Here is a 20,290-nt window from a genome sequence, read left to right as displayed (position 1 = left end):
GCCCGCAGCCTTATTCCAACCCGAGGAACAACGCGATGATTGATTATCAACTCAAGGGAAAGGTCGCCATCGTCACCGGCGGCGTCTCCGGCATCGGCCTGGCCGTGGCTGAGCTGCTGGCCGATTCCGGTGCAGCGGTAGCGGTGTGGGATCTCAAGGCCGACGCCGTCGAGAAAACCGCCGAGACGCTGCGGAAGAAAGGCGTGAAGTCGATCGGCATCGCCTTGAACGTCACCGACGAGCACGCCGTTGAAGCGGCCGTGAAGCAGACCGTCGAGGAACTCGGCGGGCTGGATATCGCGGTGAACAACGCCGGTATCGGCGGGCCGTCGGCGGCCAGCGGCGACTACCCGGTGGAGGGCTGGAAGAACGTCATCGACGTCAATCTCAACAGCGTGTTCCTGTGCCAGCGGGCGCAGATCCAGGCGATGCGCAGCGCGGGCAAGGGCGGCAGCATCATCAACATGGCCTCCATCCTCGGCCAGGTCGGTTTCAACAACTCCGCGGCCTATGTCGCGGCCAAGCATGGGGTCGTCGGTCTGACCCAGACGGCGGCGTGGGAGCACGCCGCGGACAAGATCCGCATCAATGCGGTGGGCCCCGGGTTCATCGCCACGCCGTTGCTGGACAAGATGGACCCGAAGGTGAAGCAGGCGCTGGAGAGCAAGCACGCGCTCGGCCGGCTCGGCACCCCGGAGGAAGTCGCTGCGCTGGTGGCCTGGTTGGCCAGTGCGGACGCCAGCTTTGCCACCGGCACGTACTACGCCATCGATGGCGGTTATCTGGCGCAGTAAGCCTTGCAGCGGCAGGCTCACCCGGGCCTGCCGCTGGCTTCACGGTGCTCAGACGCCCTTGTCTGCGACGCTCCGTCCATTGCTGGATGAGAGGTGCAGATGGGACTGGAACAAGATCTATCAATCCTGCTGCGGATCGCCGTGGCAATGCTGCTCGGCGCCACGCTCGGCATCGAGCGGGAGATGGGCAAGCATGCGGCTGGGCTGCGCACGCACATGCTGATCGCCGGTGCCGCCGCCCTCATTGTCGGGCTCGGTGACAGCATTGCCGAGCACTTCCAGGAAGAGCGCTACCGCGACCTGCTGCAGGTCGATCCGGTCCGTCTGATCGAAGCAGTGGTGGCCTGCGTCGGCTTTGTCGCCGCCGGTACGATCCTGCGCGGTTCGCGCGACGATCAGGTCAGCGGCCTGACCACGGCCAGCTCACTGATCATGGCCGCAGCGATCGGTATCGCGGTCGGCATCGGCGAGTACGTGATCGCTGTCGGAGTGAGCGTGTTGTGCCTGATCGTGCTGGTGGTGTTCAGCCGTATCGCTAAGAAACTGGAGTCGTCATGAGCAGCGAACGTCCCTTCGAGATCCAGCGCATCGACCATGTGGTGCTGCGCGTGCAGGATCTGCCACGCGCGGTACGCTTTTACTGCGACGTGCTGGGCTGCACGGTTGCCCGCGAGCGGCCCTCGCTGGGCATGGTGCATCTGCATGCCGGCGAATCGCTGATCGATCTGATCAGTGTCGACGGCCCGCTGGGGCGCGAAGGTGGCGCAGCACCTGGGCGGGAAGGGCGCAATGTCGAGCATGTCTGCCTGCGCGTGGAGCCGTTCGACGCCGAACAGGTGCGCGCGCATCTGCAGGGGCTGAAGGTGGCGCTGAGTGGACCGGCCGAGCGCAACTACGGCGCGGAGGGCGACGGTCTGTCGCTGCGCCTGCGCGATCCCGATGGCAACTCGGTCGAGCTCAAAGGCCGCTCCAACGACTGCGGCTGTTAAATGGTAATACCAATAGGCGGGCCTAGACCTATGGTCTAATAGGCTCGCCTTGCGTTTGGCGTTTCAATGCGGGCAGTTTCAACGACTTCCATGAGTATTGGTACTACCAATGCTCATCGTTGAACGTTCTTGGCTCGTGCGGTGCTGACCGCGCGGGCCCCTGTCCGTCTTGATGAGATCCGCCGATGCAGGCCTGGCAACAACTGTATGACCCCGCTGGCAACCTCTGGCTGTCCAGCCTGATCGCGCTGCTGCCGATCGCCTTCTTCTTCGTCGCCCTGGCTGTGCTGCGCATGAAGGGGTGGCTGGCCGGCACGATCACCGTAGCGATCGCGTTGGCAGTGGCCCTGCTGTTCTACCGGATGCCGCTGTCGCAGGCGTTCGCGGCGGCCGGGTATGGCTTCGTCTATGGCCTGTGGCCGATTGCCTGGATCATTCTGGGCGCGGTGTTCCTGTACAAGGTCTCGGTCAAGACCGGCCAGTTCGACATCATCCGCGCCTCGATCCTGTCGGTGACCGAAGACCAGCGCCTGCAGATGCTGATGGTCGGGTTCGCGTTCGGCGCGTTCCTGGAAGGGGCGGCCGGCTTCGGTGCGCCAGTGGCGATCACCGCCGCGCTGCTGGTCGGGTTGGGCTTCAAGCCGCTGTATGCGGCCGGCCTGTGCCTGATCGTCAACACCGCGCCGGTGGCGTTCGGCGCGATGGGCATTCCGATCATCGTGGCCGGGCAGGTGACCGGTCTGGATCCGTTCGAGATCGGACAAATGGCCGGGCGCCAGCTGCCGTTCCTGACCCTCATCGTGCTGTTCTGGATCATGGCGATCATGGATGGCTGGCGCGGGGTCAAGGAAACCTGGCCGGCGGTGCTGGTGGCCGGCGGTTCCTTCGCGATCGCGCAGTACCTGACCTCCAATTTCATCGGCCCGGAGCTGCCGGACATCACCGCTTCGCTGACGTCGCTGGTCTGCCTGACCCTGTTCCTGCGCAGGTGGAGGCCCGTGCGGATCTTCCGCTTCGATACCGAGACCAGCGCTGAAGCCACCGCCCAGGCACTGGAGGCCCCGCGCTATTCCACCGGCCAGATCGTCAAGGCGTGGTCGCCGTTCCTGATCCTGACCGCGATGGTCACGATCTGGAGCATCGCGCCGTTCAAGGCACTGTTCGCCGCCGGCGGCGCGCTGGAGCACTGGGTGCTGAAGATCCCGGTGCCGTCGCTGGATCAACTGGTACAGAAGATGCCGCCGATCGTGCCGGTGCCCACCGGGTACGAGGCGGTCTACAGGTTCGATGCGGTCTCGGCGACCGGCACGGCGATCATGCTGGGCGCGGTCATCGCGATCGTGCTGCTGAAGATGCGCCCGGCCGCGGCGCTGCGCACCTTCGGCGAAACCGCCAACGAGCTGAAAGTGCCGATCTATTCCATCGGCATGGTGCTGGCGTTCGCCTTCATCGCCAACTACTCGGGGTTGTCGGCAACGTTGGCGCTGGCCCTGGCACACACCGGCAAGGCCTTCACCTTCTTCTCGCCGTTCCTGGGCTGGCTGGGCGTGTTCCTGACCGGTTCGGACACCTCGTCCAACGCGCTGTTCTCGGCGCTGCAGGCCACCACGGCACAGCAGATCGGTGTGTCCGAGGTGCTGCTGGTCGCGGCCAATACCACTGGCGGGGTAACCGGCAAGATGATCTCGCCGCAGTCGATCGCCATCGCCTGCGCGGCGGTCGGCCTGGCCGGCAAGGAATCGGACCTGTTCCGCTTCACGGTCAAGCACAGCCTGATCTTCACCGTGATGGTCGGCATCATCACCACGGTCCAGGCCTACTGGCTGACCTGGATGATTCCCTGAGCCCATGCGCGGCATTCCGGCCACCGGCATCGACCCCATCGCCCGCCACGCGGGCGACAATGGCGGCATGAAGAACGAACGCCTGTCCGACAAGGTGGCCGCGCAGCTGCGTGGCCTGATCCGTGAGCAGAACCTGCAGCCGGGCGACCGGCTGCCGGCCGAGCGACCGCTGGCGGTGCAGCTGGGGGTGTCGCGCACGGCGCTGCGCGAAGCGATTGCGCAGCTGGCCAGCCAGGGCCTGCTGAGCGCGCGGGTCGGCGGCGGCACCTACGTGAGCGAGCCGGCGGCCCGGGCCCGGCAGACCATCGATGAGCCGTTGATGCCGTACCTGCCGCTGTTCCAGGGGGACCCGGAATACCGCTTCGATGTGCTGGAGATCCGCCACGCGCTGGAAGGGGCGACCGCCTGGCATGCGGCATTGCGCGCCACCGACGAAGACCGCGCCAAGATCCGCCAGGCCTTCGATACCATGATGGCCGCGCACGGCAAGGACGATCCGGCCGGCGAGGCACAGGCCGATGCGGCCTTCCACCTGGCCATCGCCGAGGCCTCGCACAACCTGGTGCTGCTGCAGGTCATGCGCGGCCTGTTCGACCTGCTGCAGACCAATATCTCGCAGAGCCGCGAGAAGCTCTATACCTCGGCCCGCACCTTTGAGCCGCTGTCGGTCCAGCACCGCGAGATGATGGATGGGGTGCTCTCCGGCGACCCGGAACGCGCGCGTGCCGCCGCGCACGCGCACCTGGAATTCGTGCACACCTCCCTGCGCACGCTCGACGACAACGAAGCCCGGCGCGCACGTGCGTCGCGGCTTCCTTCTTCCCACGGTTGACCCATGATCATTTCCGCCTCCACCGATTACCGCGCCGCGGCGCAACGCCGCCTGCCGCCGTTCCTGTTCCACTACATCGATGGCGGCGCGTACGCCGAGCACACCCTGAAGCGTAACGTTGCAGACCTGTCGGACATCGCACTGCGCCAGCGCATCCTGCGCAACATGTCCGATCTGAGCCTGGAAACGGAGCTGTTCGGCGAACGCCTGGCGATGCCGGTGGCGTTGGCGCCGGTCGGACTGACCGGCATGTACGCGCGCCGCGGTGAGGTGCAGGCGGCGAGGGCGGCGGCGAGCCGGGGGATTCCGTTCACGCTGTCCACGGTGTCGGTCTGCCCGATCGAGGAGGTGGCCCCGGCCATCGATCGGCCGATGTGGTTCCAGCTGTATGTGCTCAAGGACCGCGGCTTCATGCGCAATGCGCTGGAGCGGGCCAAGGCGGCCGGCGTGACCACGCTGGTGTTCACCGTGGACATGCCGACGCCGGGCGCACGTTACCGCGATGCGCATTCGGGCATGAGTGGCCCGAACGCGCCGGCGCGGCGCATGCTGCAGGCGGTGACCCACCCGCGCTGGGCGTGGGACGTCGGCCTGTTCGGCCGCCCGCACGATCTGGGCAACATCTCCACGTATCGCGGCAGCCCGACCGGGTTGGCCGACTACATCGGCTGGCTGGGCAACAACTTCGATCCGTCCATTTCGTGGAAAGACCTGGAGTGGATCCGCGAGTTCTGGACCGGCCCGATGGTGATCAAGGGCATCCTCGATCCGCACGATGCGCGCGATGCCGTGCGTTTCGGGGCCGACGGCATCGTGGTCTCCAACCACGGCGGGCGCCAGCTGGACGGCGTGCTGTCCACCGCGCGGGCCTTGCCGGCGATCGCCGATGCGGTCAAGGGTGAGTTGAAGATCCTGGCCGATTCGGGCATCCGCAACGGCCTGGACGTGGTGCGCATGATCGCGCTCGGCGCGGACAGCGTGCTGCTCGGCCGCGCCTTCGTCTATGCGCTCGCCGCGCAGGGCGAGGCCGGCGTGGCCAACCTGTTGGATCTGATGGCCAAGGAAATGCGTGTGGCGATGACGCTCACCGGCGCGAAGACCATCGCCGATATCAGTGCCGATTCGCTGGTGGACGCCACCCGGCGCCTTGCGGTCGCACCGTGAGCGGCGTCGGCAGCGATAGCGCCGCGTTGCTTGCGCAGCTGCGCGGCATCGTCGGCGACGCGCACGTGCTCTCGGGCGACAAGCCGACCCGGCGCTTCCGCAGGGGCTACCGCTTCGGCGACGGCCCGGTGCTGGCGGTGGTACGCCCGGGCACGCTGCTGGAACAGTGGCGCGCCCTGCAGGTCATCGTGGCGGCCGATGCCATCGTGATCATGCAGGCCGCCAACACCGGCCTCACCGGCGGCTCCACCCCCGATGGTGCCGATTACGACCGTCCCGTGGTGATCATCAGCACGCTGCGCCTCACCGGCGTGCAGCTGATCAACGCGGGCCGCCAGGTGGTGTGCCTGCCTGGGGCGACGTTGGACCGTCTGGAGAAAGTGCTCGCGCCGCTGGATCGCGAGCCGCACTCGGTGATCGGTTCGTCGTGCATCGGCGCGTCGGTGCTGGGCGGGGTCTGCAACAACTCCGGTGGCTCGCTGGTGCGGCGTGGCCCGGCGTATACCGAGATGGCGCTGTTCGCCCAGGTCGATGCCCACGGCCAGCTGCAGCTGGTCAATCATCTTGGCATCGCGCTGGGCGACACCCCCGAGCAGATCCTGGAACGGCTGCAGCGCGGCGACTACGTGCCCGCCGATGTGGACAACGGCAACGGCCGCGCCGCCTCCGACCCGCGGTATGCCGAGCAGGTGCGCCAGGTCGATGCAGCCACGCCGGCACGCTACAACGCCGATCCCTCGCGCCACTACGAAGCCTCCGGCTCGGCCGGCAAGCTGGCGGTGTTCGCGGTGCGGCTGGATACGTTTGCGCGCGAGCCGGGTGAGGTGTTCTACATCGGCAGCAACGCGATGGAGGATCTGACCGCGATCCGCCGCCATCTGCTGACCGCGTTCGAACGCCTGCCGATCTCCGGCGAGTACCTGCACCGCGAGGCGTATGACATCGGCGAGCGCTACGGCAAGGACACCTTCCTGCTCATCGATCGCTTCGGTACGGCCCGGGTGCCGGCTGCGTTCGCGTTGAAAAGCCGCGTCGATGGCTGGTTCGAAAGTCTCGGCCTGCACGGGGTCACCGACCGGGTGATCCAGTGGGCGATGCGCTGCCTGCCACGCCATCTGCCCGCGCGCATGGGCCAGTTCCGTGACCGCTACGAGCACCATCTGCTGCTCAAGGTGTCGGCGGTGGATGCCGCCGCAACCGAGACCTTCCTGCGCAATCACTTCGCTGACGGCGAGGGCGACTTCTTCCAGTGCACCGCCGGGGAGGGGCGCAAGGCGTTCCTGCATCGCTTCGCCGTGGCCGGCGCGGCCGTGCGGTATCGCGAAGTGCACCGGCGCGAGGTCGAGGACATCGTGGCCCTGGACGTGGCGCTGCGACGCGACGACCGCCAGTGGGTGGAACACCTGCCATCCAACCTCGATGCATGCCTGGCCGGCAAGCTGTATTACGGCCATTTCCTGTGCCACGTGTTCCACCAGGACTACATCGTGCGCAAGGGGGAAGATCCATTGGCCATCGAGCACGCGATGTGGGCGCTGCTGGATGCGCGCGGTGCCGAGTATCCGGCTGAGCACAACGTGGGCCACCTGTACCCGGCCAAGCCGCCGCTGGCGGCGTTCTACCAGCAGCTGGATCCCAGCAATACGCTCAATCCGGGCATCGGCCAGACCCCGAAGACGCGCGGATGGGGCAGCTGCGACTGCACCACCCACGGGTAGAGCCACCCATGGGGTGGCTTTACCCGCGCGGAATCACTCGCAACGGACGGCGGTGATCACGTTGTCCTTGTCGATGAACACCCGCAGGCGATCCTGGCGCAGGTCACGGGTGGTGATCGTGGCCGGGCCGATCGGGTTGATCAGGCCGGCGCCGCTCTGTACCAGCAGCTTGCGCATGTTCGCTTCGTCGGCCGGCTGGCCAACAGCCCAGCCCAGCGCATCGGCCTTGCACAGGCCTGGGCCCTTGATTTCCGGCCCCGGCGTGCTGACGCAGGCGGCCAGTGACAGGGTGCCTGCGAGCATGATCGCGGCGAGGGGGTAGCGGTAAAGGGATGTCATCGGGTCGCTCCTGCGGGGTCAGGCGCCGACCATACCACCGCGGTGCGCAGGGACGTGTGGTGGCTACCCTGGCGTTACACTGACGGCCTCTCACGATCGATCATGCCGGGAGTCGCAGGTGCTGCACGTGTTCATGCTTGGCGGGCGCCATGCCCGGGCCAGGATCGAGGTCCACGATGTGGCCTTCGCCAACGTCGATGTCATCGAAGAGGCCTACCCGCAGTTGCGCCAGGAGTGGTTCGGCGAACGCAAAGGGCTGCATGTCGATGGCTGGCTCGCGGTGGATGGGGTGGAGGCGTACCAGGTGCGCTTCGGCGAGGTGGCCCCGGCGGCGGGCGCGCCGCGGCTCTACTTTCTCAATCTCGGCGGGTATGCCGCCGGCGCGCTGGGCGAGGCCCATGACTACCGGCTGCTGGTCGCCACCAGTGTCGAAGAGGCCAAGCACAAGGCCAGGGCGCTGCGCGATGCCAGCTGGTTCAAGCCGCATACCGATGCCCTGCTGGAGGTCGATGACTGCATCGCCATCGATCAGGTCGGCGGCCGGTATGTGCAGCTTGAGCGCGGGGAGCACCAGGGCATCGCGCTGGTCAGTGACTACATCGTGATCGGCTGAACGGCCCCGATTGCCCGCGGCCGTGCCGCTGGCGCATAGTGTCGCGGTCTTGTGAGGTCCGGCGATGTCGCCGCGACAGGTCAACCAACGGAAGTAGCGCATGCAGAGCAGGAAGATCACCGCCGCAGTGATCGTGACGCTGGGAATGATGATGGCAGGCAACGCCGTGGCGGCCGAGCCGGACGCACCGGTGTTCGGTGGCTGGCGCAACCTGCATTCGGCCAGTGGCGCCGAGCCGGTACTGAGGAACCAGCCGTTTGCGATCCTGCCGGGCGAGGTTGCCAAGGGCGAGCGCTTCGCGATCCTGGACCGCGAGAACAAGCAGGCAGTGTGCTGCCTGGTGGTAGACAGCGACCGCCTCGATGCGATCGCGCTGGAGACCCGCTACCGGCTGCCCGGGGTATGGATCGCCGATCTGCTCGGCAACGAGGACTACAACCGCCGGCACGGCGACCCGCATGTGTTCGCGATGAAGCGCGAAGGCGAGCTGGTCGACCACGTCTTCTCGCAGGAAGGCGGCGGCTACAGCGACCTCGGAGGCCTGCTGCTGCCGGCCGGGGCTGCGCTGGATGCCGGCGGCAGCATCAAGCTCGGCACCGTCATGTACCGCCTGCAGGTGCAGTCGCAGCGGTTCGCCGATGACAACGGCGCGCTGGATCGTTACACCCTGCAGCCGCCGGCACCGGCCGCGCCGGTGGTGGTCGAGGTGCCGTACAGCACCTACTGACACGGAAGCGACAGAACCGGCACGGTACAATCGCGCCCGCCCACCGGCCGTGCCGGCCGGGCCCGCATCCTTGTCCGAGCCTGTCCGTGATCGCCCGATTCTTCCTGTCCTGTGCGCTGCTGCTGTTGGCCGCCTGCGCCACGCCGGCCCGGCCACCGGCCAAACCGCCCGCCAATCCAGACGCCCTGTGGGGCATCATCCAGCGCGATTGTGCCGGCGATGCCGCCCCCCGTGGCAGCTGCCTGGCGGTGGCCGCCGAGGCGCAGCGCCGCGATGTGCTGCTCAAGGATTCGCACGGCCACTACCAATTCCTGGTGTTGCCGCTGGACCGGGTCTCGGGGATCGAAAGCCCCGCGCTGCTGCGGGCCGGAGCACCGAACTACTTCGCCGCGGCCTGGGCCGCCCGCAGCCACACCGAGCAGGCGCTGGGCCGGTCCCTGCCGCGCGACGTGGCCAGCCTGGCCTTGAACTCCCCGCATGGGCGCTCCCAGCACCAGTTGCACATCCACGTGGATTGCCTGCGGGCGGATGTCCTGACCCAGCTGCGCCGGCTGCAGCCCTCCATCGGCGCGGACTGGCAACCACTGCCGGAGCCGCTGCGCGGGCATGCCTATCTCGCCCGCCAGCTGCCGGGTGCCGAGCTCACCGCGAATCCGGTCCGTCTGCTGGCCGCTCATCTGGCCGAGCCTGCCGATATCGGCAACTGGTCGCTGGTGGTGGCCGGGCAGACGGACCCCGCCGGTGCCCCGGGCTTCGTGCTGCTGGCCACCCGGCTGGACCTGGCAGCGGGCAACAAAGCCAGTGGCGAGGAACTCCAGGACCACGCCTGCGCCGTGCTGACCGGTGCAGCCGGGCCGCTGGAGGGCGTGCTGTGAGGCGCACCTGGGCGTGGGCGGTATGGATGGTGCTGCCACCGTTGCCCGCGTTGTGCTGGGCAGCGGCGGATGACGCGGGTGCACGCCTGCAGGACGTGTCCGGCAATCGGCTGATACCGCTCGCGGCAGCGCCTGCAGGGGCAAGTGATGCGGCGGCCGGCGACCAAGGGTTCGACCCGCGCTGGTACTGCAGCGCGGACCAGCACTGGTGCGTGCGCGTGCAGCCGGGCGACGACGAGGAACAGGTGGTGCTGATCGTGCGTGAGCGCTCCGCTGGCAGGGATATCTCCCGCCGCGCGCTCGCGCTGGCCATCGGCAACGCCGAGGGCGGCCTGCAGCCTTGGCCGGCCCTGGTCGAACTTGGCCCGGCCGCGGGGGGCGGTGTACTGGTCGGCGTGGATGCCCAGGCCAGCACGATGTACTCCGGCGGCGGCGCCAGCGTGACCGAGCGGGTCGTGGCGCGCGTCATGCGCCACGCAGCCGACGCCGACGCCGACTCTGGCGAGGTGCTGCGGCTGCCGGTGCAGGGCCATGCCAGCATCCGCGCCTGCTTCAGCGAGCGTGATATGGACCTCCGCGCCGGCGCCTGTCACGACGAGTATGGTTTCGATGCAGCGCTGAGCCTGGATCCGGCTGGCGAGGGCATGCCGGTGCTGCACTATCAAACGCACGCGCACCGGTTTCCTGCGTTTGCCTCACGCAACCAGGATTCGCTTGCGCATGGCCGGGTAAAAACGTCGGAACTGCGCACCGTGTCGGATCCGGCCTGCTCGTATCAGCGGGTGTACCGCTTCCAGAACGGTGCCTATATGGCCGATCAGGCATTGCCGGACTGCAGCGAATTCACCGAACTGTAGTGGGGCGCGGGAATCCAACGCGCGATTGAAATAAAAACCGCGGACGTGGCACGTTATAGTGGCCGTTCAATGCGGTTCCCGCTTTCGCGCCCGGGCTGACTGGCGCGTCGTATCCGACTTAATCCATGACTGCTGAAACCACGACTCCGCCCGCCGCTGCGCCGTCCCAGGCCACCGGTCCGCTGTTCTACCAAGCGCCCGTGCCGCTGCGCTCGGATCTGCATGCCGCCTGGCGCCTGGTGCCCGACACCGCGCATTTTGCTGCCGACACCAATGCGATCCCCGCCGTGATCGGCGAGTTCGGCTCGCTGGCCCAGCATTACCCGATCATTTTCACCGGGAAGGACGCGATGCCGCTGGTGGCCGTCGGCCTGGCCCAGCGCAACCTGTTCGTTGCCGATGGCGTATGGGACGAGCAGAGCTACGTGCCGGCGTACGTGCGCCGCTACCCGTTCGTGTTCATGCAGGCCGGTGAGCAGGACGAGTACGTGCTCGCGCTCGACTCGGCCGCCAAGCAGGTCAACCAGGGCCAGAGCGAGGACGGCGTGCCGCTGTTCCAGGATGGCAAGGCGACCGAGATTGTCGACAACGCGATGCGCTTCTGCGGCGATTACACGCGCGAGCATGATCAGACCCGTCACTTCACCGCTGCGCTGATCGAGAACGAACTGCTGATCGACCGCAACATCGACGTCACCCTGGCCGATGGCCGGCAGATGTCGATCAACGGCTTCCAGGTCGTGGATGTGGAGAAGTTCGCCGCGTTGCCGGACGCCACCGTCGTGGCCTGGCACCGCAGCGGCTGGCTGGCGCTGGTGCATCACCACCTGAGCTCGCTGGCACGTTTCAGCGCGCTGGTGAGCCGTCAGAGCGCGCTGCCTGCCGACGCCTGATTCAAGGCGCACGGGCCATCACGGAAACGGCGGCCGCAGGGCCGCCGTTTTTCGTTGTGCAGGGCAGGGCGCGGATCAGTCGCGGGTGCTGACTTCCCAGTTGGCATGCACCACGCCCGGCTGCCGCTGCAGGCGGGCGACCACGGCATCGAGCTCGTCGGCACTGACCGCCGTGCTGACCAGGATCGCGACCAGCTCGACCGGGCCGTCGCCGTGTTCGATCACCTGCACGTCGCTGACCGGGTACTGCGCGGCCTCCAGTGCGTCCACCAGGCGTTCGCGTGCCAGGGGCGTGGCGGCAGGGTCCACGCTCAGGCGCACCTCGTAGGTCGCTTCAGAGGCGGCCTCATTGATCGGGATGCGGTTGATCGCGTTGACCAGCGGGCGCAGCAGCGTGTTGCCGGCGATGATCAGCACCGTCAGCAGCGCGCCTTCGGCCAGCATGTCCGCACCGGTGCACGCACCGACCGCCGCCGAGCACCACAGCGTCGCGGCGGTGTTCAGGCCACGCACGTTCATGCCTTCCTTCATGATCACACCGGCGCCGAGGAAACCGACCCCGGACACCACGTAGGAGATCACCCGCACGGCTTCAGCGTTGCCGGCGATGCGCATGCCCAGATCCACGAAGGCCGCTGCGCCGACCGCGACCAGCACATTGGTGCGCAGCCCGGCGGTGCGCTGGCGGTACTGCCGTTCCGCGCCGATCAACGTGCCGAGCACGAACGCGGCGACCAGGCTGACCACGGTGTCCAGGAAGGGATGCAGCTCGAAGGTCTGGATGAAGCGCATGCGGAGTCCTTGCAGGGCAGGGCTTAGGCGAAATCCCGATAAGCATATCCCGGGCGGTCATTTCCCCCTTTTCCGCCTGTTCAGCAGAATCACGGCCCCTCCCTCACTACACTCTGGCACGGGCCTGCCCGCGCCGGTACGTAGCTCTTTTACCGGAAATCTGCATGTCTGTGCTGTATCGCCCGCTGCGTCGGCGGGTCCTGGTTCTGTCGTTGTTGCCCCTGCTCGGCGCAGGTTCCATGGTCCACGCGGCCGATGCGCCCACCCAGCTCGATGCCGTCACGGTCACCGGCTCGCGCATCCCCCGCGCCAGCGTGGAAGGCCCATCTCCGGTCACCGTGATCACCCAGGAGCAGATCGAGGCGCAGGGCTACCGCAGCGCCTTCGAAGCGCTCAGCGCGCTGACCGAGAACACCGGCAACGTGCAGGGTGAGGATTTCGGCAACACCTTCACGCCGGCCGCCAACACCATCAACCTGCGTGGCCTCGGCCCCAACCGCACCCTGGTGCTGGTCAACGGTCGCCGCCAGTCGGATTACCCGCTGGCCTACGAAGGCTCGGTCAATGTGGTCAACCTGGCCAACATCCCGAGTGCGCTGATCGACCGGATCGAAGTGCTGGCCGGGGGCGCCTCGGCGGTGTATGGCTCCGATGCGATCGCCGGTGTGGTCAACATCATCCTCAAAAAGACCTACGACGGCGTCGGCATCAATGTGCGCGCCGGCACCACCGAACAGGGCGGCGGCGACAACCAGCGCCTGCAGGCGGTCGGCGGCGGCTCGGGCGAGCAGTGGGACGCGATCTTCGGGCTGGAGATCGCCAACCGCAAGGCCATCTACGGCTCGCAGCGCGATTTCATGGATTCGCTGACCGACGATCCGCGTGGCGTGGCACCGCTGGCGACGGCGGTGGCGTATCGCCGCAACGCCTCCACCAATAATTACATCGATCCCGGTGCCGACGGCTGCGATGCCACCAGCACGCTGTATGGCGACAGCGTGTTCCGCGCGCAGAATCCGCGCCAGGGCTGGTACTGCGGCAGCAATGAGGCCGCGCCCACGTTCTGGACCGTGCAGACAGAGAAGCGCAACATCGACGCCTACAGCGCGGTGACCTGGCGCTTGAACGATCGCCAGGAACTGTTCGCCGATGCGGCCATCGGCACCGCGCGCATCTACAACAACACCCGCGCACCGAGCTGGACCTCCTCGCGCAATTACTTCTACAACCAGAACAGCGGTCAGCTGGAAAGCTGGTACCGGCGTTTCGCACCGGAAGAGATCGGCGGCGTGCAGCGCAATGCCAACCGGTTCCTTGAGCAGTCCTGGTCGTTCAACGTGGGCGCGCGTGGCAGCATCGGCGGCTCGGACTGGGATTACGAAGCGGCCTACAGCCGCTCGCGCTATGAGAACAAGACGCAGCGCCCGGGCCTGCTGATCGGTATCAACGAGTACCTGCTCGGCCCGCAGCTCGGCACCCGCAATGGCGTGGAGGTCTACGCACCGGATCCGTCGCGCCTGTACCAGCCGCTGACCCCGGGCGAGTACGAGGGCCTGTCGGACCGTTACGAGAGCCGCAACGCTGCGTGGCTGCAGACGGCCAGCGTCAGCGTCAACGGCCAGCTGTTCGATCTGCCCGGTGGCCGTGCCGCGCTGGCAGCCGTTGTCGAAGCGGGCAGCCAGGGCTACCGCAACCGCCCGGACCCGGCGTTGGCACAGGGCGTGTTCTGGAACCTCAATGCCGGCATTCCCGCCGGTGGCGAACGTGATCGCTATGCGGCCGGCGTAGAGCTGCAGCTGCCGTTGCTGGAGCGCCTGACCGCCACCGTGGCTGGACGCTACGACCAGTACCGCGCCGCCGGCGATCACCTGGGCAAGGCGACCTGGAGCACCGGCCTGGAGTTCCGTCCGTTCGATACGCTGCTGCTGCGTGCCAGTGCGGCGACCAGCTTCCGTGCGCCGGACATGAACTACGTGTTCGCGACCGAAACGCGTGGCTACAACCCCGGTATGACCGACTACTGGCGCTGCCGCAGTGCCGGCCAGGCGTATGACGACTGTGACTTCAGCGGGCTGGCGATCGACTACACCAGCGGCGCCAACCCGCAGCTGCAGCCGGAAACCGCCAGATCGTATGGCCTGGGCTTCGTGTGGTCGCCCTCGGCGAACCTGGACTTCACGGCGGACTACTACGACATCCGCATTGACGATGAGGTCACCAACCTCGATGCCACCCGCATCCTGAAGGACGAAGCGGACTGCCGCCTCGGCCAGACCGTGGGCGGTGACGCACGCGATATCGGCTCGGCACAATGCCAGGATGCACTGCGCCGGGTGATCCGCAACCCGGCCGATGCCGCCGTGCAGCCCAACCAGGTCGTGCGCGTCCTGATCAACCCGATCAACGCCGCCTCCGAAACCGTGCGCGGCATCGACCTGAAGTCGAATCTGCGCTGGGATGCAGGCCGTTACGGTCGTTTCTCGGCCCGCGTGGCGTACTCGCTGGTGATCGACCACAGCTACCGCCAGTTCGCTGGCGATGACGTGCAGGACCAGCGCAATTCGCTGGATTCCTACCAGTGGCGCAGCAAGGTCAACGGCAGCGTCACCTGGGCGATCAATGACTGGACCGCCACGCTGTACGGCATGCGCTACGGCTCGTTGCCCAAGACCGACGGCAGTGGCCGCATCGCCCCGTACATGACCTACAACGCCAGCCTGTACCGCAAGCTCAATGACAACGCCACGCTCGGCCTGATCGTCAACAACCTGCGTGACAGCCGCCCACCGGCAGACAAGAACGGCGGTGGTTGGCCGTTCTACCCGGTCGGCAACTACGACCCTTACGGCCGTCAGTTGTGGCTGGAGTTCGACTACCGCTTCCTGTAATCCGCTCGCGGGCCCGGCAATGCCGGGCCCGCTGCGTCTGGGTCACAGGCGTCGAAGCTGCTCAGATCACCATCGCGCCCAATACCGCCAGTGCCAGGATGATCAGCAGCACGCCAGACAGGCGCTCGATCCACGGCAGCGCTGCGTTGAATCGGCCCATCGCTGCCGCGCGCCCAACCATACCGGCCATCAACAGGTCCCAGCCGAGCACCACCGCGAACATCCACACCGCATAGAACAGCCGTGTTCCGGCGGTAGTGTCCGGCCCACTCAACATGGCCGCCAAGCTGGCGTAGAACAAGGCGTTCTTGGGATTGAGCAGGGCGGAGGTGGCGCCCAGTCCGAGGGCTCGGAACCACGCCGAACGCTGTGCCAGGCGGGACAGCTCCGCCGGTTGCTCACCCGGCAGACGCAGTGAGGCGGTCCCGGCATGGCGCAGGAACAGCAGGCCGATGTAGAGCAGGAAAGCGCAGCCCGCTATCTGGATCACCTGAAACAGCGCGCTGCCCGCCTGCAGCCCCGCGACGCCGAAGAATGCCAGCGCAATATAGGCCCCATTGGCCAGTGCGACCCCGATGCAGGCGCCGCTTGCAACACGCCAGCCCTGACGGATTGCGGTGCGGGTGATCAGAAAGAAGTCCGGCCCGGGCGACAGCAACGCCAGAAAGTGCACGGCAGCAACGAGCAGAAACTGTTCCATGGGGGGTAGGCAGGCTTCAACGGGGCGCCTGACTGTGCCGGTGTTGCGGGTTGATGTATTGCACGATATTGCGTAGTACTCAGCGGCGATAACGGCCTGGCGTAATACCGGCGTGAGCCTTGAACAGGCGCTGGAAATGGCTCTGGTCTGCAAAGCCGAGCGCGTGTGCGACCTCGGCCAGCGGTTGCCCTTGAGCAAGGCGCTCGCGGGCGAGATTGATCCGCCGATTGAGCTGCCAGGCATGTGGCGTCAGCCCCGTGGCCTTGCGAAACGCCCGGATCATCGCGTAGCGGTCCATCCCCGTGCATGTGGCCAGATCGGCCAGCGATACGCTCGACATCGGCGCGGCATCCAGCAGGGCGAGTGCTGGCTGCAGTCGCCGGTGTTGCGCTGCGCTTGCGTCCGGGGCGGGAACCGGCGCCCCGGCAGTGACGTCGAGATCGTCGATGAAAGCGACGATAGCTGCTTCTTTTTCTCCGGGATCGGCACCGGAGAACAGCAGGGCATTCATGTCGCAGAACGTCCGGTAGCGCGCAAGGCTGCGGTCGATCCGGATCAGCGGCGCCGTTGGGGCGCTTTTGTCGATGGATTGCATGTCTTCTGTGACTGCCGCCACCCATGCCGCATCCAGATGCAGCATCTGATAGCTCCAGGCGGTGTTGGGCGCCGGATTGCAGGCGTGTACACGGTGCGCCGGCACGATGACCAAGGTGCCTGGTTGAAGGCGGTGCTGTCCGCCAGGCGCGCCGCTGAAAATGCTCTCACCCGCGTCCACGGCGCCGATCGACCAGGTTGGATGACTGTGCGGGCGGTAACAGGCCCGGCTGTTGCACGCGCGGCGTGACTCAACCCAGGACAGCCGGGGGTCGCGCCAGACGTCATTATCCGAGGCAATGCGGCCGGAAGGGCGGCGCTCGCGTATGCTCACCGCCTGAAACTCACTGCAATCCATGCGCCATGGTAAATCACCTTCACTACCGCCGTGCGCTGCCAGACGACGCCGCTGCCTGCATCGATCTGCGCGGACGCACCCGCGAGAACGCCTTCTCCGCCGCTCAGCTGGCCGAACTGGGCATCACCGAAGACAGCTGGGCGGCCGGTATCCGTGACGATGCATTGCCGGGGCATATCGCACTCGAAGACGGGCGGATGGTCGGCTATTGCTTTGGCGATCGCGAAGGCGGCGAGATCGTGGTCCTGGCGTTGCTGCCGGCCTATGAAGGGCGGGGCATCGGTCGGCACTTGCTGGATCTGGCCATCGCCGATCTGGTCGAGGCGGGCCATACGCGGCTGATCCTGGGGTGTGCAGCGGATCCGGCGGTGCGCTCGCACGGGTTCTATCGTTATCTCGGCTGGCGGCCGACCGGCGAGATCGATGCGCTGGGCGATGAGGTGCTCGAGCTGCACGTGGGCGCCACGCCGTAGGATCGGGGTAGGGCGTAGCACTGACTCCGTGTCGGGATCATCCGCGTCGCGCGTCCAGCGTGCGGCAGGTCACGGCCGGGGATGATGGGCCGGGGAGATGCTGCAGCCTCCTGGAGGGAGCTGAGCCATGCCTGTGTGGATGTTGGCCATCATGATGAGCGCTGCAGCGAGCGAGGCTTCTCCGCGGCAGGTGCACACCTGTGTCGTGGAAGGCAGCCGTCAGTACCAGTCCACGCCGTGCAGCGGCCGGACCGAGCGCATCCGTGACATGCCGCCGCCTGTGGATACGCGCGCCAATGCGTTGTACATCGAATCACTTCGCCAGGAGCTCAAGGCCAAAAGGCGCGCAGAGACCGCACCGGCGCGCCCGCGCCGGTCGCCGCGCCGCAACGTGCGGCCGGCACCCGCCTTCCGGGGCGCAGTGATCTCGGTGCATGCCGATTCGCTCCGGTGCGATGCCGCGCGCCGCCAGCGCGAGGCAACCTACGCAAAGGCGGGTGACCGCCCGAGCCTGGCACTGAGCCGGCGGATGGATGACCTGGTGCACGATGCCTGCCGATGAGGTGCAGGCATCGTCGGCAGTCACTGCCGTCAGTGGCGGTCCATCAGATAGCGCGCCACGGCATCGAACGCCGGCAGGGTGGTCGGGTCATTGGCGCTGTTGCCGGCCACCGGGTGCGAGCCGAACCGCGCGATCACCACGCGTGCGGTGGGATCGATGTACAGCGCCTGGCCGTGCACGCCGCGCGCCATGTAGGCGCCATGGTCGTTGTGCGATATCCACCACATGCCGCGATAGCTCCAGCCCGGCAGCTGGGGATAGCCGGCCTTGGCGAAGGCCTGCTTGTTGCCGCCAGCGCGGATACGGGCGATCGCGGCGGCGGGCACGATGGGCTGGCCGTTGATCTTGCCATCGTCAAGCAGCAGCTGGCCGACGCGGGCCAGATCACGCAGGCCGGCATTGAAGCCGCCGCCCGCAAACGGCGTGCCGGTGGAATCAACGGTGTAGTACGCGTCCTGCTCGGCGCCAACGCGTTGCCAGATCCGCGATTGCAGCACCTGTGCAACCGACTGCCCCGTACGCCGGGCGATGATCCAGCCCAGCGCGTCCGTATTGATCGTTTTGTAGCCGAACGCCTCGCCGTGGCGGCCCTGCTTCTGCACGGTCTGCAGGTAATCGTAATAGCTGCGCGGCCCGGTGTGGCCGGGGGCAGGGGGCAGGGTGCTGCCCGCGGCGGAAAACGCCCAGACCTCGGCGTTGGGGTCGGCGTAGTCTTCGCTGTAGCGCAGTGCCGTGGTCATCTCCAGTACCTGCTTGACCGTGGCATCGCCGAACGCACTGTCCTTCAGCTCGGGAACAATCGCGCTGACGCGCTGGGTTTCATCGATCACCCCCTCGGCGACCAGCATCTCGCCGAGCAGGCCGGTCATCGACTTGCTGACGGACATCGCACCGTGCTGGCCGTGCTCGTCCAGGCAGCCGCTGTAACGTTCGTAGACCACCACCCCGTCGTGCAGCACCACGATGCCGTCGGTGTAGTTGGCCGACAGCGACTGTGCCCAGGTCATCTGACGGTTGGTGCCGGTGGGCGTGAACGACAGCGCGTCGATCGCGGCATCCAGCCGACGCGGCAGGTCATGCGCGGCACCCGGTCCCCGGCTGACGCCCACGGTGGGCATCAACTGGCGGAAATGGCAGGCCGTCCAGCGCAGCTTGGGGAAGCTGAAATAGTCGTCATCCGTGTAACGGATGCGCTTGTCTTCCGGCGGCGGCGCGCCCTGCATCCAGCCCAGCAGCCTGGGATCGGACGCTTCGGCCGACAGTGGCGGCGATGCGGGCGGGGCCGGGGCGGCAGGGGCGGCGACCGGCAGGGCGAGCGCGGCAACCAGGGCCGCGGCCAGCCGTGTGCGGGAGGACACCAGGGCGGCGCGCGCGCGGGACAGGGCGCTACGGGGGCGTGGAACGGGCATGGTGCACTCCTTGCTGATGCGCAGTACGTCTGCGCCACCAAGGGTACTGCACCGGAAAGAACGACGGCGCCCTCGGCGCCGTCTGTCACGTGCCCTGCAACTACAGGGCGTCATGCCGTTACGGGTTGCCGGGGTTGCCCTGCGGGGCAGGGTCCGGCGTGGCCGTCTCGGCCGAGGGCAGCGATAGTGCCGGGTTCAGCTGCTGGGCCTGCAACGTCTGGATGCGCTGGTTGAGCGCGTCCAGTTCGCTGTGGCTGCTGCGCAGGTCCGTGCTCAGGCTGACCGCCTGCTGCTTGGCCTGTTCCAGCGAAGCGCTGACCTGCAACGACTGCTGGCGCTGGAGATCTGCTTCCTGCTGCAGGCTGCGCAGCCGCTCTTCGTTGTAAGCGACCAGATTCTCGGTATAGCGCTTGCCGGCCTGCAGGCGGGTGGTGTCGATATACACCTGGGCCAGCTGCTCGGTCTGCTCGACGAATGTGCGGTAGACCTTCTCGGCATTGTCGACCGAATCGGTCTTGATCACGCGCCAGAAATCCTTCTCGTGGAACAGCGCCACGTAATAGTTCAGCGTGCTGGTATTGAACAGCAGGCTGGCACCATAACTGCCGTTATAGGTGGTGCGCAGCTCGGTGAGCTGCTTGGAATCGACCAGCTGACGCAGTTCATCCACGGTATTGCGGACCACCGGCGCCGGGCGCGCAGCGGCATCCACGGCCGGCTCGGAACGCGGTGCGCGCGCTGCCAGGGCCTGCGGGATGACGCTCAACGTCAGCAGCAACACAATCCCACCGGTCAGCGCGTGCGCGACGATGGAACCAACCCCTTTTCTCTCTCGCATATTCAGGCCATCCACGAGTGGATTATCAGTG

At 67.1% G+C, this 20,290-nt stretch carries 21 protein-coding genes; 15 read left to right on the top strand and 6 right to left on the bottom strand.

Features of this window, described 5'->3' with window-relative positions:
- Positions 1–35 precede the first annotated feature (35 nt).
- From BCL79_RS02540 to dld, 7 genes are all read left to right on the top strand, one after another.
- Positions 36–794: an SDR family NAD(P)-dependent oxidoreductase gene (locus BCL79_RS02540; protein ID WP_121037038.1), complete on the top strand. Its 759-nt coding sequence runs from the start codon at positions 36–38 to the stop codon at positions 792–794.
- 99 nt (positions 795–893) lie between these two features.
- Positions 894–1,352: an MgtC/SapB family protein gene (locus BCL79_RS02535; protein WP_121037036.1), complete on the top strand. Its 459-nt coding sequence runs from the start codon at positions 894–896 to the stop codon at positions 1,350–1,352.
- Positions 1,349–1,783, top strand: a complete 435-nt coding sequence (locus BCL79_RS02530) for a VOC family protein (protein ID WP_121037034.1) — start codon at positions 1,349–1,351, stop codon at positions 1,781–1,783. Before BCL79_RS02535 ends, BCL79_RS02530 begins: the two co-directional genes overlap by 4 nt.
- Before the next feature lie 185 nt (positions 1,784–1,968).
- Positions 1,969–3,627: an L-lactate permease gene (gene lldP, locus BCL79_RS02525; protein WP_121037032.1), complete on the top strand. Its 1,659-nt coding sequence runs from the start codon at positions 1,969–1,971 to the stop codon at positions 3,625–3,627.
- 67 nt (positions 3,628–3,694) lie between these two features.
- Entirely contained in the window at positions 3,695–4,459 is a 765-nt protein-coding gene (gene lldR / locus BCL79_RS02520) for a transcriptional regulator LldR (RefSeq protein ID WP_121041082.1), read from the top strand.
- A gap of 3 nt (positions 4,460–4,462) precedes the next feature.
- Positions 4,463–5,623, top strand: a complete 1,161-nt coding sequence (gene lldD, locus BCL79_RS02515) for an FMN-dependent L-lactate dehydrogenase LldD (RefSeq protein ID WP_121037030.1) — start codon at positions 4,463–4,465, stop codon at positions 5,621–5,623.
- Positions 5,620–7,341 (top strand): D-lactate dehydrogenase, encoded by a 1,722-nt coding sequence (gene dld / locus BCL79_RS02510; protein WP_121037028.1) that lies wholly within the window; start codon positions 5,620–5,622, stop codon positions 7,339–7,341. The genes lldD and dld overlap by 4 nt, the downstream gene beginning before the upstream one ends.
- A gap of 33 nt (positions 7,342–7,374) precedes the next feature.
- Here dld and BCL79_RS02505 read toward each other — a convergent pair whose 3' ends face one another.
- Positions 7,375–7,680, bottom strand: a complete 306-nt coding sequence (locus BCL79_RS02505) for a hypothetical protein (protein ID WP_121037027.1) — start codon at positions 7,678–7,680, stop codon at positions 7,375–7,377.
- A 118-nt stretch (positions 7,681–7,798) separates the two neighbouring features.
- Here BCL79_RS02505 and BCL79_RS02500 point away from each other — a divergent pair, with 118 nt between their 5' ends.
- The 5 genes from BCL79_RS02500 to BCL79_RS02480 all read left to right on the top strand — a co-directional run bounded on the left by BCL79_RS02500 (position 7,799) and on the right by BCL79_RS02480 (position 11,645).
- Complete coding sequence (locus BCL79_RS02500; protein ID WP_121037025.1) at positions 7,799–8,293, top strand: DUF1543 domain-containing protein; 495 nt, start codon at positions 7,799–7,801, stop codon at positions 8,291–8,293.
- 100 nt (positions 8,294–8,393) lie between these two features.
- Positions 8,394–9,020, top strand: a complete 627-nt coding sequence (locus BCL79_RS02495) for a decarboxylase (RefSeq protein ID WP_121037024.1) — start codon at positions 8,394–8,396, stop codon at positions 9,018–9,020.
- Between the two features lie 86 nt (positions 9,021–9,106).
- On the top strand, positions 9,107–9,895 hold the full coding sequence (locus BCL79_RS02490; RefSeq protein ID WP_121037023.1) for a CDP-diacylglycerol diphosphatase: 789 nt from the start codon (positions 9,107–9,109) through the stop codon (positions 9,893–9,895).
- Positions 9,892–10,752 (top strand): hypothetical protein, encoded by an 861-nt coding sequence (locus BCL79_RS02485; RefSeq protein WP_121037022.1) that lies wholly within the window; start codon positions 9,892–9,894, stop codon positions 10,750–10,752. Before BCL79_RS02490 ends, BCL79_RS02485 begins: the two co-directional genes overlap by 4 nt.
- Before the next feature lie 125 nt (positions 10,753–10,877).
- A complete protein-coding gene (locus BCL79_RS02480) occupies positions 10,878–11,645 on the top strand; it encodes a SapC family protein (protein ID WP_121037021.1) in 768 nt (255 codons plus the stop codon).
- Between the two features lie 75 nt (positions 11,646–11,720).
- Here BCL79_RS02480 and BCL79_RS02475 read toward each other — a convergent pair whose 3' ends face one another.
- On the bottom strand, positions 11,721–12,437 hold the full coding sequence (locus BCL79_RS02475) for an MgtC/SapB family protein (protein WP_121037020.1): 717 nt from the start codon (positions 12,435–12,437) through the stop codon (positions 11,721–11,723).
- 164 nt (positions 12,438–12,601) lie between these two features.
- Between BCL79_RS02475 and BCL79_RS02470 the strand changes: the two genes are divergently transcribed.
- Positions 12,602–15,325: a TonB-dependent receptor plug domain-containing protein gene (locus tag BCL79_RS02470; protein ID WP_121037019.1), complete on the top strand. Its 2,724-nt coding sequence runs from the start codon at positions 12,602–12,604 to the stop codon at positions 15,323–15,325.
- 61 nt (positions 15,326–15,386) lie between these two features.
- Here the strand turns inward: BCL79_RS02470 and BCL79_RS02465 are convergent, their stop codons facing one another.
- Together BCL79_RS02465 and BCL79_RS02460 are read right to left on the bottom strand one after the other, a co-directional pair.
- Positions 15,387–16,025, bottom strand: a complete 639-nt coding sequence (locus BCL79_RS02465; protein WP_121037018.1) for a LysE family translocator — start codon at positions 16,023–16,025, stop codon at positions 15,387–15,389.
- A gap of 79 nt (positions 16,026–16,104) precedes the next feature.
- Complete coding sequence (locus BCL79_RS02460; protein ID WP_121037017.1) at positions 16,105–16,977, bottom strand: AraC family transcriptional regulator; 873 nt, start codon at positions 16,975–16,977, stop codon at positions 16,105–16,107.
- Positions 16,978–16,982: 5 nt separating this feature from the next.
- Here BCL79_RS02460 and BCL79_RS02455 point away from each other — a divergent pair, with 5 nt between their 5' ends.
- On the top strand, positions 16,983–17,450 hold the full coding sequence (locus BCL79_RS02455; protein WP_121037016.1) for a GNAT family N-acetyltransferase: 468 nt from the start codon (positions 16,983–16,985) through the stop codon (positions 17,448–17,450).
- 127 nt (positions 17,451–17,577) lie between these two features.
- The gene (locus tag BCL79_RS02450) at positions 17,578–18,012 is read left to right on the top strand and encodes a hypothetical protein (protein ID WP_147433836.1); all 435 of its coding nucleotides are present in this window, start codon (positions 17,578–17,580) and stop codon (positions 18,010–18,012) included.
- 29 nt (positions 18,013–18,041) lie between these two features.
- Here BCL79_RS02450 and BCL79_RS02445 read toward each other — a convergent pair whose 3' ends face one another.
- On the bottom strand, positions 18,042–19,421 hold the full coding sequence (locus BCL79_RS02445; protein WP_121037014.1) for a serine hydrolase domain-containing protein: 1,380 nt from the start codon (positions 19,419–19,421) through the stop codon (positions 18,042–18,044).
- A gap of 118 nt (positions 19,422–19,539) precedes the next feature.
- On the bottom strand, positions 19,540–20,259 hold the full coding sequence (locus tag BCL79_RS02440) for a DUF2968 domain-containing protein (RefSeq protein WP_121041080.1): 720 nt from the start codon (positions 20,257–20,259) through the stop codon (positions 19,540–19,542).
- Between the last annotated feature and the right edge of the window lie 31 nt (positions 20,260–20,290).

Source organism: Stenotrophomonas rhizophila, assembly GCF_003651185.1.
Lineage (GTDB): Bacteria > Pseudomonadota > Gammaproteobacteria > Xanthomonadales > Xanthomonadaceae > Stenotrophomonas > Stenotrophomonas maltophilia_Z.
This window is presented reverse-complemented; position numbering and strand designations above follow the sequence as displayed.

Coding starts and splice junctions, on each gene's coding strand:
- lldD (WP_121037030.1), top strand. CDS start 4,463: ATGATCATTTCCGCCTCCACCGATTACCGCGCCGCGGCGCAACGCCGC.
- BCL79_RS02445 (WP_121037014.1), bottom strand. CDS start 19,421: ATGCCCGTTCCACGCCCCCGTAGCGCCCTGTCCCGCGCGCGCGCCGCC.
- BCL79_RS02540 (WP_121037038.1), top strand. CDS start 36: ATGATTGATTATCAACTCAAGGGAAAGGTCGCCATCGTCACCGGCGGC.
- BCL79_RS02460 (WP_121037017.1), bottom strand. CDS start 16,977: ATGGATTGCAGTGAGTTTCAGGCGGTGAGCATACGCGAGCGCCGCCCT.
- BCL79_RS02530 (WP_121037034.1), top strand. CDS start 1,349: ATGAGCAGCGAACGTCCCTTCGAGATCCAGCGCATCGACCATGTGGTG.
- lldR (WP_121041082.1), top strand. CDS start 3,695: ATGAAGAACGAACGCCTGTCCGACAAGGTGGCCGCGCAGCTGCGTGGC.
- BCL79_RS02495 (WP_121037024.1), top strand. CDS start 8,394: ATGCAGAGCAGGAAGATCACCGCCGCAGTGATCGTGACGCTGGGAATG.
- BCL79_RS02480 (WP_121037021.1), top strand. CDS start 10,878: ATGACTGCTGAAACCACGACTCCGCCCGCCGCTGCGCCGTCCCAGGCC.
- BCL79_RS02505 (WP_121037027.1), bottom strand. CDS start 7,680: ATGACATCCCTTTACCGCTACCCCCTCGCCGCGATCATGCTCGCAGGC.
- BCL79_RS02465 (WP_121037018.1), bottom strand. CDS start 16,025: ATGGAACAGTTTCTGCTCGTTGCTGCCGTGCACTTTCTGGCGTTGCTG.
- BCL79_RS02470 (WP_121037019.1), top strand. CDS start 12,602: ATGTCTGTGCTGTATCGCCCGCTGCGTCGGCGGGTCCTGGTTCTGTCG.
- BCL79_RS02455 (WP_121037016.1), top strand. CDS start 16,983: ATGGTAAATCACCTTCACTACCGCCGTGCGCTGCCAGACGACGCCGCT.
- BCL79_RS02440 (WP_121041080.1), bottom strand. CDS start 20,259: ATGCGAGAGAGAAAAGGGGTTGGTTCCATCGTCGCGCACGCGCTGACC.
- BCL79_RS02450 (WP_147433836.1), top strand. CDS start 17,578: ATGCCTGTGTGGATGTTGGCCATCATGATGAGCGCTGCAGCGAGCGAG.
- lldP (WP_121037032.1), top strand. CDS start 1,969: ATGCAGGCCTGGCAACAACTGTATGACCCCGCTGGCAACCTCTGGCTG.
- BCL79_RS02535 (WP_121037036.1), top strand. CDS start 894: ATGGGACTGGAACAAGATCTATCAATCCTGCTGCGGATCGCCGTGGCA.
- BCL79_RS02475 (WP_121037020.1), bottom strand. CDS start 12,437: ATGCGCTTCATCCAGACCTTCGAGCTGCATCCCTTCCTGGACACCGTG.